At 72.2% G+C, this 14,592-nt stretch carries 13 protein-coding genes; 7 read left to right on the top strand and 6 right to left on the bottom strand.

Annotation, left to right across the window (positions count from 1 at the left end):
* Positions 1-65: 65 nt before the first annotated feature.
* Both hutU and hutH read right to left on the bottom strand, forming a co-directional pair.
* Positions 66-1,715: a urocanate hydratase gene (hutU, locus tag C4T78_RS32750; protein WP_093356962.1), complete on the bottom strand. Its 1,650-nt coding sequence runs from the start codon at positions 1,713-1,715 to the stop codon at positions 66-68.
* 14 nt (positions 1,716-1,729) lie between these two features.
* The gene (hutH, locus tag C4T78_RS32745) at positions 1,730-3,262 is read right to left on the bottom strand and encodes a histidine ammonia-lyase (RefSeq protein WP_093356961.1); all 1,533 of its coding nucleotides are present in this window, start codon (positions 3,260-3,262) and stop codon (positions 1,730-1,732) included.
* A gap of 95 nt (positions 3,263-3,357) precedes the next feature.
* Between hutH and C4T78_RS32740 the strand changes: the two genes are divergently transcribed.
* A complete protein-coding gene (locus C4T78_RS32740; RefSeq protein ID WP_093356959.1) occupies positions 3,358-4,134 on the top strand; it encodes an IclR family transcriptional regulator in 777 nt (258 codons plus the stop codon).
* A 422-nt stretch (positions 4,135-4,556) separates the two neighbouring features.
* Here the strand turns inward: C4T78_RS32740 and C4T78_RS32735 are convergent, their stop codons facing one another.
* The 4 genes from C4T78_RS32735 to C4T78_RS32720 are packed head-to-tail and all read right to left on the bottom strand — an operon-like array spanning position 4,557 to position 7,856.
* Positions 4,557-5,435 (bottom strand): ABC transporter substrate-binding protein, encoded by an 879-nt coding sequence (locus C4T78_RS32735; RefSeq protein ID WP_093356958.1) that lies wholly within the window; start codon positions 5,433-5,435, stop codon positions 4,557-4,559.
* Positions 5,435-6,115 carry an ABC transporter permease gene (locus C4T78_RS32730; protein WP_093157978.1) on the bottom strand — a complete coding sequence of 227 codons (681 nt, stop codon included), beginning with the start codon at positions 6,113-6,115 and terminating at the stop codon, positions 5,435-5,437. Before C4T78_RS32730 ends, C4T78_RS32735 begins: the two co-directional genes overlap by 1 nt.
* Complete coding sequence (locus C4T78_RS32725) at positions 6,112-6,768, bottom strand: ABC transporter permease (protein WP_093157906.1); 657 nt, start codon at positions 6,766-6,768, stop codon at positions 6,112-6,114. The genes C4T78_RS32730 and C4T78_RS32725 overlap by 4 nt, the downstream gene beginning before the upstream one ends.
* On the bottom strand, positions 6,765-7,856 hold the full coding sequence (locus tag C4T78_RS32720; protein WP_093356957.1) for an ABC transporter ATP-binding protein: 1,092 nt from the start codon (positions 7,854-7,856) through the stop codon (positions 6,765-6,767). The genes C4T78_RS32725 and C4T78_RS32720 overlap by 4 nt, the downstream gene beginning before the upstream one ends.
* A gap of 364 nt (positions 7,857-8,220) precedes the next feature.
* On the opposite strand from C4T78_RS32720, the gene C4T78_RS32715 reads away from it, so the two are divergent.
* From C4T78_RS32715 to C4T78_RS32695, 6 genes are all read left to right on the top strand, one after another.
* Complete coding sequence (locus C4T78_RS32715) at positions 8,221-9,744, top strand: bis-aminopropyl spermidine synthase family protein (protein WP_093356955.1); 1,524 nt, start codon at positions 8,221-8,223, stop codon at positions 9,742-9,744.
* 340 nt (positions 9,745-10,084) lie between these two features.
* A complete protein-coding gene (locus tag C4T78_RS36215; RefSeq protein WP_121505364.1) occupies positions 10,085-10,201 on the top strand; it encodes a lasso RiPP family leader peptide-containing protein in 117 nt (38 codons plus the stop codon).
* Between the two features lie 95 nt (positions 10,202-10,296).
* Positions 10,297-12,108 carry an asparagine synthase-related protein gene (locus C4T78_RS32710; protein WP_218161704.1) on the top strand — a complete coding sequence of 604 codons (1,812 nt, stop codon included), beginning with the start codon at positions 10,297-10,299 and terminating at the stop codon, positions 12,106-12,108.
* Complete coding sequence (locus C4T78_RS32705) at positions 12,105-12,365, top strand: lasso peptide biosynthesis PqqD family chaperone (protein WP_093356954.1); 261 nt, start codon at positions 12,105-12,107, stop codon at positions 12,363-12,365. Before C4T78_RS32710 ends, C4T78_RS32705 begins: the two co-directional genes overlap by 4 nt.
* Positions 12,362-12,796, top strand: coding sequence for a lasso peptide biosynthesis B2 protein (locus C4T78_RS32700; protein ID WP_093356953.1), 435 nt, complete (start codon positions 12,362-12,364; stop codon positions 12,794-12,796). Before C4T78_RS32705 ends, C4T78_RS32700 begins: the two co-directional genes overlap by 4 nt.
* A gap of 9 nt (positions 12,797-12,805) precedes the next feature.
* On the top strand, positions 12,806-14,590 hold the full coding sequence (locus C4T78_RS32695; RefSeq protein WP_093357169.1) for an ABC transporter ATP-binding protein: 1,785 nt from the start codon (positions 12,806-12,808) through the stop codon (positions 14,588-14,590).
* The last annotated feature ends 2 nt before the right edge of the window (positions 14,591-14,592 follow it).

Here is a 14,592-nt window from a genome sequence, read left to right as displayed (position 1 = left end):
AAATCGCCGAAGCGGCCCCGCGGAGACGGGCGGAATCGCCACGTCCCCGCCGGGGCCGCACCGCATCACACCAGCGGCGTCCGGACGCCGCGTTCCGCCGCGACCTCCTCCGCGCGCGGGTAACCCGCGTCGACGTGGCGGATGACGCCCATGCCCGGGTCGTTGGTCAGCACCCGCGCCAGCTTGCGCCCGGCGAGCTCGGTGCCGTCGGCGACGGTGACCTGACCGGCGTGCAGCGAACGGCCCATGCCGACGCCGCCGCCGTGGTGCAGCGACACCCACGTCGCGCCGGATGCCGTGTTGACCAGCGCGTTCAGCAGCGGCCAGTCGGCGACCGCGTCCGAGCCGTCGGCCATCGCCTCGGTCTCCCGGTACGGCGAGGCCACCGAACCGCAGTCCAGGTGGTCGCGGCCCAGCACCAGCGGCGCCTTGAGCTCGCCGGAGGCCACCATCTCGTTGAACCGCTCCCCGGCCGCCGCGCGCTCGCCATAGCCGAGCCAGCAGATCCGCGCCGGCAGGCCCTGGAACGACACCCGCTCGCCTGCCATCCGGATCCACCGGGACAGGTGCTCATCCTCGCCGAAGAGCTCCAGGATCGCCCGGTCGGTCGCCGCGATGTCGGCCGGATCGCCGGACAGCGCCGCCCACCGGAACGGGCCCTTGCCCTCGCAGAACAGCGGCCGGATGTAGGCGGGCACGAAGCCCGGGTAGGCGAACGCGCGCTCGTAGCCGGCCAGCTGCGCCTCACCGCGCAGCGAGTTGCCGTAGTCGAACACCTCCGCGCCCGCGTCGAGGAAGCCGACCATCGCTTCCACGTGCTTGGCCATCGACTCGCGCGCCCGCTCGGTGAACTCCTCGGGCTTGGCCGCTGCGTAGTCGGCCCAGTCCTCCAGCGCCACGCCCAGCGGCAGGTAGGACAGCGGGTCGTGCGCGGAGGTCTGGTCGGTGACGATGTCCACCGGCACGCCGCGGCGCAGGATCTCCGGCAGCACCTCGGCCGCGTTGCCGATCACCGCGACCGAGTACGCGCGCCGCTGCTCCTTCGCCGCAACGGCCTTGGCGATCGCGTCGTCGAGATCCTCGGCCACCTCGTCCAGGTAGTTGTGCCGGACGCGGCGGTGCGCCCGCTCCGGGTCGCACTCCACGACCAGCGCCACGCCGTCGTTCATGGTCACCGCCAGCGGCTGCGCGCCACCCATGCCGCCGAGCCCGGCGGTGAGCGTCAAGGTGCCCGCCAGGGTGCCGCCGAAGCGCTTGGCGGCCACCGCGCCGAACGTCTCGTAGGTGCCCTGCAGGATGCCCTGCGTGCCGATGTAGATCCACGAGCCTGCGGTCATCTGCCCGTACATCATCAGGCCGAGCGCGTCGAGGCGGCGGAACTCGGTCCAGTTCGCCCAGTCGCCGACCAGGTTGGAGTTGGCGATCAGCACCCGCGGCGCCCACTCGTGGGTCTGCAGCACGCCGACCGGCTTGCCGGACTGCACCAGCAGCGTCTCGTCCTCGCGCAGGTCGGTCAGCTCGCGCACCATCGCGTCGAAGGACGCCCAGTTGCGGGCCGCCTTGCCGGTGCCGCCGTAGACGACCAGGTCATCGGGCCGCTCGGCGACCTCCGGGTCGAGGTTGTTCTGCAGCATCCGCAGCGGTGCTTCGGTGCTCCAGCTGCGCGCGGTCAGCGTCGTGCCGCGCGCAGCGCGCACGGGTCGGGCTTGGCTCATGACAACCCTCCGGGTCACAGGAACTCGGCGACGGTGTCGCGCACCGCGCCGGAGCGGATCAGTTCTTCGGCCGCGGCGATCTCCGGCGCGATGTGCCGGTCGGAGCCCGGGCCGGGCACGCGGGTGCGCAGCAGGTCCCGCACCGCGGCCGTGGCCGGGCCGGGTTCCAGCGGGGCGCGCAGGTCGAGGGCGCGGGCGGCGGTGAGCAGCTCGACGGCCAGCACGCTGACCATCGCGTCGATGCCGCGGCGGAGCTTGCGGGCCGCCGACCAGCCCATCGACACGTGGTCCTCCTGCATCGCGCTGGTGGGGATCGAGTCCACCGAGGCGGGCACCGCGAGCCGCTTGAGCTCGGAGACCAGACCGGCCTGGGTGTAGTGCGCGATCATGTGCCCGGAGTCCACGCCCGGGTCGTCGGCCAGGAACGCGGGCAGCCCGTGCGAGCGGGCCACGTCGAGCATCCGGTCGGTGCGGCGTTCGGCCATGCTGGCCACGTCCGCCAGCGGGATGGCCAGGAAGTCCAGCACGTAGGCCAGCGGCGCGCCGTGGAAGTTGCCGTTGGACTCCACGCGCCCGTCGTCGAGCACGACCGGGTTGTCGATGGCCGCGGCCAGCTCGCAGTCGGCGACGGCCTCGGCGTGGGCGACGGTGTCGCGCGCCGCGCCGTGCACCTGCGGGGAGCAGCGCAGCGAGTACGCGTCCTGCACGCGCGTGCAGTCCGGGCCGCGGTGGCTGGCCACGATCGGCGATCCGGCCAGCAGCGCGGAGATGCGCGCCGCCGACACCGCCTGCCCCGGGTGCGGGCGCAGCCGCTGCAGATCGGCGGCGAAGACCCGGTCGGTGCCCAGCAGCGCCTCGACGCTCATCGCCGCGGTCACGTCCGCCACGTCCAGCAGGGCCTTGATGTCGTGCGCCGCGAGCACCAGCATGCCGAGCATGCCGTCGGTGCCGTTGGTCAGCGCCAGGCCTTCCTTCTCCACCAGCGTCACCGGCTCGATCCCGGCCGCGGCCAGCGCCTCGGACGCCGGGCGCCGGACGCCCTCGGCGTCGAAGACCTCGCCCTCACCGGTGAGCGCCAGCGCCACCGCGGCCAGCGGCGCGAGGTCGCCGGAGCAGCCCAGCGAGCCGAACTCGTGCACCACCGGCACGATGCCGGCGTTGATCATCGAGGTCAGCGCGTGCGCGGTCGCCGGGCGGACCCCGGTGCGACCGGTGGCGACGGTGTGCAGGCGCAGCAGCATCTGCGCGCGCACCACTTCCGGTTCCACCGCCGGGCCGGTGCCCGCCGCGTGCGAGCGCACGAAGGCCTGCTGGAGCGCTGCGCGCCGGTCCGCCGGGATGTGCCGGACGGCCAGCGCGCCGAACCCGGTGGAGATCCCGTAGACCGGGCGCTGTTCGGCGGCCAGCGCCTCGACGTGCTTGCGGGTGGTGGCGATGCCCTGCTCGGCGAGCTGGGTCAGCACCACCCGGGCCCCACCGCGGGCGACCGAGATGACCTGGTCGCGGCCGAGCGGTTCCGGGCCGAGGTTCAGGGCGTTGTCTTCCATGCCTCCATACCAGCGCCCGGAGACGTTTCGCAGAAGCCCGGATAGAGTGACAACGTCTGGTATCCCAGACAGCCCGATGCGTTCGAGGAGGTGCTGTGAGCAGCAGCGACGTGCCCGCGCTGCGGCGGGGCCTGGCCGTCCTGCGGCTGCTGGCCGGGCGGGCCGGACCGGTGTCGGCCGGCGTCATCGCCCGCGATCTGGAGCTGCCGCGCTCCACCACCTACCACCTGCTGGCGGAGCTGGTGGCGGCCGGATTCGTCACCCACCTGCCCGAGGAACGCCGCTACGGCCTGGGCATGGCGGCCTTCGAGCTCGGCTCGGCCTACCTCCGCCACGACCCGCTGGAGCGGCTGGCCGGGCCGCTGCTGCGCCGCCTGGTCGACGAGGTCGGCGCCACCGCGCACCTGGGCGTTCTGCACGGCGGTGAGTCGCTGTACCTGATCAAGGAGCGCCCGTCGCAGCCGCAGACGCTGGTGACCGACGTGGGCGTGCGCCTGCCCGCCCAGCTCACCGCGTCCGGCCGCGCGATGCTGGCGCACCTGCCCGCGGCGCAGGTGCGCGCCCTGCTGCCCTCCAACGAGCGGTTCGTCCGCCGCACCGACCGAGGCCCGCGCAACCTCCCCGAGCTGCGCCGCCTGCTCGCGACCGAGCAGCGCCTCGGGTGGGCCGTCGAGGACGGTTTCGTGACGGCTGGTTTCGCCTCGGTGGCGAGCCCGGTGTTCGACCACGGCGGCCGCCCGATCGCGGCGATCAGCGTGACCTTCCGGCACATCTGCGAAGGCCCGTGCGCCGAGACCTGGCCCGACCTGGCAGCCCAGGTCCACCGCACGGCGGCCGAGCTCACCACCCGGATCAGCGGCCGCACCGCCTGACGGCACCGTGGCCGCCGCGCGGACCCCGGATCCGACCGTTGACAGGCACCGACGCACCGCCCGTCCGCCCAGCTGGACGCGGTGCTCGGCGACGCACCGGTCCTCAACGAACGCTGCAGAATCCGTCCGCGCGGACCAGGACGAACACGCCGCCCGAACGGAAGACCTGAGTGCTCGGTGCGGCCGCGAGGCGGGATCGGGCCGGGCCCAAGGCGGTGGGCAGTCACCTTGAGGGGTGACGCAATTTCAATTGAAATTGCGGAAGTTCACCCCTCACTCGGTGGCGACGCCTCTGTCCAGGGGCTCGCTGCCCGGTGGCCGGGCGTCCCGGGCCCGCACCCGACCCGGTGTCACCGGCGCTGACCTCCGAAGACGCCCGAAGGGCGCCTCCGCGTGGTGGAGGCGCCCTTCGAGGCTCGGGTTCACAGGCCCGCGGTGGCGATGAACTCCTTGGCCAGGTCTGCCGGGTTGGCCTTGTCCACTTCCAGGCGGCGGTTGAGGTCCGTCAGCTTCTCGGTGGTCAGCGCCTGCGACACCTTGTCCAGCGCCGCACCCTGCTCCGGGGTCAGCTTCCCCTTGTGCACCAGCGGAACCACGTTCTGCGCCGGGAACATGTTCTTCGGGTCGTCCAGCTTCACCAGGTTCTTCTCCGCGATCTGCGAGGACGTGGTGAACAGGTTCGCCACCTGGATCTGCCCGTCGGTCAGCGCGTTCACCGTGATGGTGCCCGCCTCGACCGGCCGGATCTCCTTGAACTTGCAGCCGTAGTCCTCGGCGATCTTGGCCTCCCAGCGCGACTTCCACTCCGCCGGAGCGCCCAGCACCAGCTCACCGCAGCGCGGCCCGAGGTCGGCCATCGAGCGCAGCCCGCTGTCCGCGGTGGCGGCGGTGACGGTCAGCACGTCGGAGTCCTCCGCCGGGGACTGCGCCAGCAGTTCCATCTCACCGGGCACGGTCTTCGCGAGCTGGTCGTAGACCTGCTGCGACTCGGTCGCGGTGGCCTGCGGGTCCAGGTACGCCAGCAGGTTCCCGGTGTAGTCGGGCACCACCGAGAGCTCCCCGTTGCGCACCGCGTTCACGTAGAACTCGCGGGCGCCGATGCGCGGTTTGGTCTGCACGTCGGCGCCGGTGGTCTTCAGCGCCTCCGCGTAGATGTGCATCAGCAGCTCGCTCTCGGCGAAGTCAGCCGAGCCGACCACGAGCGTCCCGCCCTGGTTCCCGCTGGCCGCCAACGGGTCCTGCGATCCGCAGCCGGTCAGCAGCAGCGCCGCCGCGGCAGCGCACGCCAGAAACCGCTTCATCAGTCCTTACCTCCTCGTCGGGCGGCGAGCTGCAGACCGCGCGGCACCAGCAGCCGGGTCGCACCGGCCAGCACCAGGTCGAGCAGCACCGCGAGGACCGCGATCACGATCGCGGCCGAAGCCATCTGTGCGTAGTCACTGATCTTCAAGCCGTCCAGCAGGATCCGGCCCAGCCCGCCGAGCCCGACGTAGGCGGCGACGGCCGCGGTGGCCACCACCTGCAGCATCGCGCTGCGCACCCCGCCGAGCACCAGCGGCAGCGCGGTCGGCAGCTCCACCTGCCACAGCCGCTGCGCGGCGGTCATGCCCATGCCGCGAGCGGCGTCCACCGCGTCGGCCGGAGCGCTGCGGATCCCGGCGTAGGTGCCGGACAGGATGGACGGGATCGCCAGGATCACCAGTCCGGCCAGCGCGGGCAGCTCACCGAGCCCGAAGCCCAGCACCAGCAGCGTCACCAGGCCCAGGGTGGGCAGCGCGCGCATCGCGTTGCCGACACCGACGACCAGCACCGCACCCCGTCCGGTATGTCCGATGTAGACACCCAGCGGGACCGCCACCAGCGAGGCCGCCGCCACCGACACCACGCAGTAGTAGAGGTGCAGCAGCGTTTGCGCCAGGATCCCGCCCGGCCCGGTCCAGTGCGCCGGGTCGGCCAGCCAGGCGATCAGCTCGCCGATCACGCCGCGCTCACCCCCGCTCGCGCCCACGGCGTGGCCAGCCGCCACAGCAGCACCAGCAGCAGGTCCACCACGAGCGCCAGCAGCAGCGTCAGCACGATGCCGATGACGATCTGCTCCGGGTAGTCGCGCTGGAAGCCGTCGGTGAACAGCCTACCCAGCCCGCCGATGCCGACCAGCGCGCCGACGCTGACCATGCTGATGTTGCTGACCGAGGCCACCCGCACGGCGGCGGCCAGCACCGGCACCGACAGCGGCAGCTCCACGGTGAGGAACCGCCGGGCGGGCCGGTAGCCCAGCGCGGTGGCGGCGGCGACGACGTGCACCGGCACCGAGTCGAGCGCGTCCTTGACCGGGCCGACCAGCAGCGCCGCGGTGTAGAGGGTCAGCGCGATGACCACGTTGACCGACGACAGCAGCGGCGTGCCCAGCAGCCCGGGGATGATCACGAACAGCGCCAGCGACGGGATCGTGTAGACGACGTTCGCGGTGCCCTGCAACGCGCCGCGCAGCCAGCGCACCCGCTGCGCCAGCCGCCCCAGCGGCAGCGCCAGCAGCACGCCGAGCAGCAGCGGAAGCAGGGCCAGGTAGATGTGCTCGGTGAGCTGTTCGAGCACCAGCTCCCGGTTGCTCGGGCTGCCGAAGTAGTCGATCACGGCAGCCCCTCGGGGCGGCGGTGCCGCTCGATCACGCCGAGCACGTGCTCGGCGGTGACCACGCCGACGTATCCGCCGTCGCCGTCGACCACCACGCCCAGCCCGGTCGGCGCCGACAGCGCGGCGTCCAGCGCGCCGCGCAGCGGAGCGCCCCGCGAGTACAGCGAACCACCCGCCACGAGCCGGTCTTCGCTCAGCGGACCGTCCACTTCGGTCTCCGGCGGCAGCCAGCCGCGCGGCCGGCCGGCGTCGTCGAGCGCCAGCCGCCACTGCTGCTGCCGGTCCACCCGGGTGCCGAGCTCGACGGTGTCCACCGGCTGCGGGCTCAGGCTGTCGGAGTCCACGAAGGACAGTCGGCGGTAGCCGCGGTCGCGGCCGACGAAGGCGGTCACGAAGTCGTCGGCCGGTTCGGCCAGCAGGTCGTCGGGCTCGGCGTACTGGGCGAGGTGGCCGCCCTGCCGCAGCACCGCGACCTTCTCCCCGAGCTTGATGGCCTCGTCGATGTCGTGGGTGACGAACAGGACCGTCTTGTCCAGCTCGTCCTGCAACCGCAGCAGCTCGTCCTGCAGGCCCTCGCGCACCACCGGGTCGACGGCGCTGAACGGCTCGTCCATCAGCAGCACCGGCGGATCGGCGGCCAGCGCCCTGGCCACCCCGACGCGCTGCTGCTGTCCGCCGGAGAGCTGCGCCGGGTAGCGCTTGGCCAGCTCGGGCTGCAGCCCGACCAGCTCCAGCAGCTCACCGGCGCGCTGCCGGGCCTCCTGCTTGCTGCGGCCGTGCAGCAGCGGCACGGTCGCGATGTTGTCCAGCACGGTGCGGTGCGGGAACAGTCCCGCCTGCTGGATCACGTAGCCGATGCCGCGGCGCAGCTCCGCCGGGTCGCGCTCGCGCACGTCGGTGCCACCGACGAGCACCTTGCCCGACGACGGCTCGATCATCCGGTTCACCATCCGCATCAACGTGGTCTTCCCGCAACCGGAAGGACCCACCAGCACGGTGATGGTGCCCGTCCGCACCGACAGGCTGAGCTCGTGGACGGCGACGGTGCCGTTCTGGTACTCCTTGCGCACGGCCTGGAACTCGATCAAGCGAGCCCCCTCACGTTTCGGTCCGTTCCGCGAGCGGCGCGAGCCGCTCGCTCTTCTCGGTGAGCAGGCTCGCCACTCGCGCCGCCGCGGGTTCTCAGCGTCCGTCCGGCGAGGACAGCCCCGACGCCGCGTACTGGACGTACATAAGGAGGGGATCCTGCGGTCCAGGCGGGCGCTGCGGATCCGCCACCCGCACCGCCCCGCGAAACGACCACTGGAAACACCCCCTAGTCGCGGTCCCCCTCAAACCCGGCCGACCCTAGCTCGATCGGACGCATCCTGCGATCGCCGAGACCTACGCGTGATCTTGTTCCGCCTGGTGGGAGCGCAGGCCCGGACCTGGCCACGTAAGCTGATTCACCCCATGACTGCTCCGCATGCCACTCCAGGTCCTTCCGACGCCGTGCAGGCGCTGCTCACCGACGCCGGCGTGCTCGCGCGCCGCCTGCGCGAGGTCCTCGCCCAGCTCACGGGCGATCCCGTCGAGCTCGACGAGCTGATCCGCCGCACCGCGGTGGCGCGGCGCACCGTCGAGGACCTGCTGGCCGCGATCGGCCCCGACCTGGAGACCACCGGCAGCGCCCACCGGCTCGCCCCGCGGGTCCGCGACCGCTACCGGGAGCACTTCGCGCTGGACGAGCTGGGCGCGGTGCCCGCGGCGACCGGGCAGCTGGCGCTGATGCGCGAGTTCGTCGAGAGCGGGCCGAAGCCCGCGGCCGCGCTCGACCACGTCACCGCCACCCCGGAAACCGCGCTGCGCCGCGCGGAATGGCTGCGCGACAACTACGACCTGAGCGGGGCCAACGTGCTCTGCCTCGGCGACCACGACCTGACCTCGCTGGCGCTGGGCCTGGTGGCGCCGTCGGTGTCGGTGACCGTCGTGGACGTCGACGAGCGGATCCTGCAGCACATCGACGCGGTGTCGGCCGAGCGCGGTTTCGGCGTCCGCACGCTGCACGCCGACCTGCGCTTCGGGTTGCCGCCGGTGCTGGAGGGCTGGGCCGACCTGGTGTTCACCGACCCGCCCTACACCCCGGAGGGCATCGGCCTGTTCGCCACCCGCGCCGCCGAATGCCTGGCCGGGCTGCAGAGCAGGCTGCTCGTCGCCTACGGCTACAGCCCGCGGACGCCCGCGCTGGGGCACAAGGTGCAGCAGGAGCTGCTGCGGCTGGGCATGGTGTTCGAGGCGATCCTGCCGCGGTTCCACCGCTACTTCGGCGCGCAGGCCATCGGCAGCGCCAGCGACCTGTACGTGTGCCAGCCGACCGCGCACACCCGCAAGCTCGCGCTGCGCCAGGCGCCCGGCATCTACACGCACGGCCCGCAGTCCGTGGAGGCCCGGGAGGCGGCCGCACCGCCGGAGTTCCTGGCCGCGATCGGTGAACGGCTGGGCAGCCCGGTCACCGCGCTGCACGATCCGGGCTGGACGCGGCCGGCCCGGCGGCAGCCGTCGGTGTACGACCTGCGCTCGGACCCGGGGCCGTGGTTGCTGCGCATGCTGCTGGCCGCCAACGCCGACCGGGTCGCCTTCGTGGTCGGCAACAACCACCCGGACATCACCAGCGAACGCGCCCAGCGCGCGCTGTCCGGACTGGTCGCGGCGAAGTACCGGCTGCGCTTCCACCGCAGCACGCCGGACGCCAAGCACGCCGTCGTGGTGGCCGAGCTGGTGGAGGCGGACTCGGTGGCCGGCTACCTGCTGCAGCGGGCGCACGGCAAGCTCGGCAACGTCTGGCGCGAAGGTTTGATCGCGCACGTCGACCCGGAGCTCACCAAGCGCGCGGCCAAGGAGCGCACCGCCGCGCTCGCCCCGGTGCTGGACGACCTGGACCTGCGCCTGATCGACCTGCCCCGGCACCGCCTCGAAGAACTCCTGCCGCACCTCTGAGCGGCTCCCGCGTGCGGTGCGGCCTCGCCCCGCACCGCACGCGAAAACAATTCCGGCTTCAACGAAGGCGCAATTGTTTCATCGCGCCAACCACTTTCGCCCGGCATATTCCACAAAGCGGTCGACCGATTTGAACAGTCCGCCGACCCCGCGCGGCGGTATTCGAATAAACATTCATGAAACGATCTCCATGAATGCGCTGCTCCATCGGTGGACATTCTTACCGGGAATGTTGTCTATTTTGGTCGAGGCCAATTAATGTGATGGCTGCACGACGTCGTGCAGCGCTGCGCACAAACATCGCTCCATTCGTCTCTCGTAACGGGAAGGAGGTGCGCACATGTACTCCAAGCCGAAGTTGCAGAAGCTCGGAGCGTTCGAGCGGCTGACGATGCACAGCCGGCCGTCCAGGAAGGACAAGGCCCATCGCCGCCGTCCGCGCCACGTCCTGCTCTGATCGCAGGTGAGCACCGCAGTGGCGCGAGTCCGGCTCGCACGAAGGCTCGCGCCACTGCGGCGCCACCCATCCGAACCGGGGAGACAGCTTCACCGATGAAATCGAGTCGTTCTCGTGAATGGCTGGTCGCACTTCCCGACCACCCAGCCGCCGCGGCGGCGATCGCCGCTCTCGACCCGACAACACAGCGGGTTAATCATCCTTCGGGCAGGCCGTGGCTCGTCGGGGAATGGGAATCGACCGATCTCCGGACCGAATCGGCCGGCCGGACGTCGATCGCCATTCTCGGACCGGCTTCGGCCACTCCGCAACGGCTGGCGCGAATAGCGGAGCGAACGACGGATGCCGTCGCGCTGGACGAGCTGTCGTTCGCCGGTTGCTTCCACCTGATCGCTTCGGTCGGCGGCGTGGTGCGGATCCAGGGCAGCCTGTCCGGGCTGCGTCGCGTCGTGCACGCCGAGATCGGCGGAATCACCGTCGCGGCGACCCGCGCGGACGTGCTGGCCGCGCTGTCGAACGCGGAGCTCGACAGGCGGCGGCTGGTGCTGCGCTTCCTGCTCTCCGAGATCCCGCTGCACACCATGAACGCGCCGCTGTGGCAGGACGTGCACGCCGTCGACGAGGACTCCTGCCTGCTCCTCACCCCGGACGGCCGCGCTCGATCCCGGCGCCGGTGGCAGCCGCCACCGGACGACCAGCCGCTGCACAAGGCCGCCGAGGCGCTCCGCACCGCGCTCGTCGACTCGGTCCGGACCCGGGTGACCTCCGGGCCGACCGTGACCGCGGACCTGTCGGGCGGCCTGGACTCGACGACGCTGTGCTTCCTCGCCGCCCGGGACGGGCGGCCGCTGACCGCGCTGACCAAGCTCGCCGCCGACGTAGGCGACGACGACCCGCAGTGGGCGGACCTGGCCGCCGAGCACCTCCCCGGCCTGCGGCGGATCACCATCCCCTTCACCGACATCCCGGCGCACTACAGCGACGTGCTCGAACCGCTGCCGCCGACCGAGGAGCCGTTCCCCGGGGTGGAGGACCGACCGATGTACCGCGCGATGGCGGCCCGCCTCGCCGCGGCCGGATCGCAGATGCACCTCACCGGCGACGGCGGCGACGAAACCCTGATGGGTGGCGCCACCGGCGTCTTCGAGCTGCTGCGCCGCCGTCCCCTGACCGGGTTGCGGTACCTGCGGGCCTACCGCGCGCTGGAGCACTGGCGATGGCGCGACATCGCCATGTACGCGCGCGAGCGGCGCGAGGCCTACCCCGAGTGGCTGGCCCGGCGCGCCCGCAGCATCATCGCCTCGCCGCTGGACGAGGAGGGAGCCACGAACCTCGTGCAACTGCCGCCGTGGGCCACGCCGGAGGCGGTCGCGCTCGCCCGGGAACTGCTGCTGGAAGAAGCGGAGCGCACGCGGCAGCGCGGGCACAACTGGACCGCCCACCACACCGTCCTGGGCGTCCAGCTGTGCGCGAGCCTGGTGCGCGCGGCCAGCCCGCTCTACGCCGCCGAGGGCATCCGCCTGAACTCCCCGTACCTCGACGATGCCGTGCTGCACGCGTGCATGACCGCTCGCGCGCACGAACGCCGCACGCCGTGGGCGTACAAGCCGCTGCTGGTGGCCGCGATGCGCGGGATCGTGCCGGACCGGTGCCTGGCGCGCTCGACCAAGGCCGAGGGGTCCAATGTGGAGCACGCCGGTCTGCGCACCAACGCGGAGAAGTTGGTGGCGCTGTGCGAGGACTCGCGGCTCGGCCGCCTCGGCCTGATCGATCCCCGGGTGCTGCGGGAGGTCTGCAGCGGTTTCCAGATGCGGATGTTCACCCCGTACGCGATCTCCACCACCGCCAGCACCGAACGGTGGCTGCGCGATCAGGAGCAGCTCGTCACCACGGAGGCCAAGCCATGACGATCCGGCTGCGCGACCACGTGTCGCTGACCGACGCCGAGGACGGCAGCGGCGTGCTGCTGGACGAAAGATCCGGCCAGTACTGGCATTTGAACGAGAGCGGCCTCCGCACTCTGCGGATGTGCCTGGACGGCGCGGAGGAGCCGGCCATCGCGCGCGCTCTGCTCCCGGAGGCGGACGGCGACCAGGAGCAGGCCGTGCGCGATGTCCGCGCCGTCATCGAGGAACTCCTGCGCGCGGGTCTGGTGGTGCGATGAGCACGCCGGAAACGCTGTTCGCCGCGGAGCGGCCGCCGCTGCGCACCCGGGTGGCCGCGCGGGTCGCGGTGGCGATCGCCCTGCCGATGGCGCACCTGTCCCCGCGGCGGATCCGGCACGTCCTGTCCTTCGCCCGGCGCGGTGCACCGCCTGCCACCTACGCCCAGGCCAGCGCCGCGAGATCCGCAGTCATCGCGGTCAGCACCACCTGCGCGGGCAAGGGATGCCTGCCCCGCTCGATCGCCACCGCGCTGCTGTGCCGGGTGCGCGGTTGCTGGCCGACGTGGAAGGTCGGCGTCCGCGCCGCCCCGTTCGGGGCCCACGCCTGGGTCGAAGCAGCGGGCTGCGCCGTCGACGAGGGCGAGCAGGCGCAAGCCTTCCTGCCCCTGATGGCCGTGGAACCAGTCACCGATGAAACGAGGAAGTCCTAAGTGCTGAACATGATTCGCCCCAACCGGGCAGCCGACCTGGACGGTGCGGACGACGAACCGGAGGACGCCGGCGGGAAGGTCGACTGGCGTCACCTGGTCCGGATCACCCGCGGGCACCGGGCCGTGATCGCCGTGGCCATGGCGCTCGCGCTGCTCGGCGGGGTGATGGGCCTGGTGCAGCCGCTGCTGGCCGCCCGCACGATCGAGGCGTTCTCCGCCCAGCAGCCGTACCTGGCGGTGCTGGGCCTGCTGGCCGTGGTGTTCGTGGCCGAGGCGGTGATCACCGGGTTCGGGCACTACCTGCTGGAGCGCACCGGTGAGGGCATCGTCCTGGGGCTGCGGCTGCGCATCGTGGACCGGCTGCTGCGCTGGCCGATGCGGCGCTACCAGCAGCACCGGATCGGCGACCTGCTCACCCGCACCACCAGCGACACCACGCTGCTCCGCGACTCGCTTGCCTACGACCTGGTCGAGGCGAGCGTCGGCGTGTTCATCGTGATCGGCGGCATCGCCATGATGCTCTGGCTGGACGCGACGATGTTCTTGATCGTCATCGCCATCGTCGGCGCGATCGGCGGCCTGACCATGCTGCTGCTGGCGGGCATCCGCCGCGCGATCCACGACGCGCAGGACAGCCTCGGCGGCATGAGCGCGGAGCTGGAGCGCGCGCTGTCGGCCATCCGCACCGTGCGGGTCATGCGGGCCGAGGACCGCGAGCGCGACCGGATCGGTGACCTGGCCCGCCAGGCCTACGCGCACAACCTCCAGGCCGCCAAGCGCAACGCCGTGATCAACCCGGCGATGACGCTGGCGGTGCACGGCGCGATGATCACCGTGCTCGTCGTGGGCGGGTTGCGGGTGGCCAGCGGCGCCGCCCAACTGCCCGAGCTCATCGGTTTCCTCCTCTACGTCACCTACATCGCGACTCCGCTGTCGAACCTCTTCGACGTGTTCGCCACCCTCCAGCAGGGCCTGGCCGCGCTGCAGCGGGTGGAGGACATCGCGCAGCTGCCGACCGAGGCCGAGGAGGTCGCCCGCCCGGCGGTCCAGGCCCGCAGCTCGAACGCCGACCCGGAGGCCCCGGCGATCGAGTTCCGCGGCGTCGGCTTCGCCTACGAGCCCGGCCGCCCGGTCCTGCGGGACGTTTCCTTCCGCGTCGCCCGCAACAGCCACGTCGCGCTGGTCGGCCCGTCGGGCGCGGGCAAGTCCACGATCTTCGCCCTCATCGCCCGCTTCTACGACCCGCAGACCGGGAAGATCCTGCTCGACGGGCGCGATTGCGCGCGTGAGATGACCGTCGACGAGTGCCGCGCGGCGATCAGCATCGTCGAGCAGAGCGCGCCGGTCATGCACGGCAGCCTGCGCGACAACATCACCTACGCCAAGCCCGATGCCACTGCCGCCGAAGTCGACCGCGCGGTGCGGCTGGCCAGCCTCGAAGACCTCGTCGCCCGGCTGCCGCAGGGCCTGGACACGCCCGTGGGCGAGCACGGCAGCGCCCTCTCCGGCGGCGAGCAGCAGCGGGTGGCGATCGCCCGCGCCCTGCTGCCCAGACCGCACCTGCTGCTGCTGGACGAGCCGACCTCGCACCTCGACGCCGCGAACGAGGCCGCGCTCACCCGCACCATCGAGCACATCACCTCCGAGTGCACGCTGCTGGTGATCGCGCACCGCCCGTCCACCATCCAGGCGGCCGACGACGTCGTCGTGCTCGGCGACGGCCGCGTCCAGGCCACCGGCAGCTACCCGGAGGTGAAGGCCCTGCTCAGCAGCGACGCACCGATCGGCACCTGATG

This window comes from Saccharopolyspora kobensis, assembly GCF_900108315.1.
GTDB classification, from domain to species: domain Bacteria; phylum Actinomycetota; class Actinomycetes; order Mycobacteriales; family Pseudonocardiaceae; genus Saccharopolyspora; species Saccharopolyspora kobensis.
The sequence above is the reverse complement of the archived record's forward strand: the minus strand, read 5'-3'. Positions and strand labels throughout refer to the sequence as shown.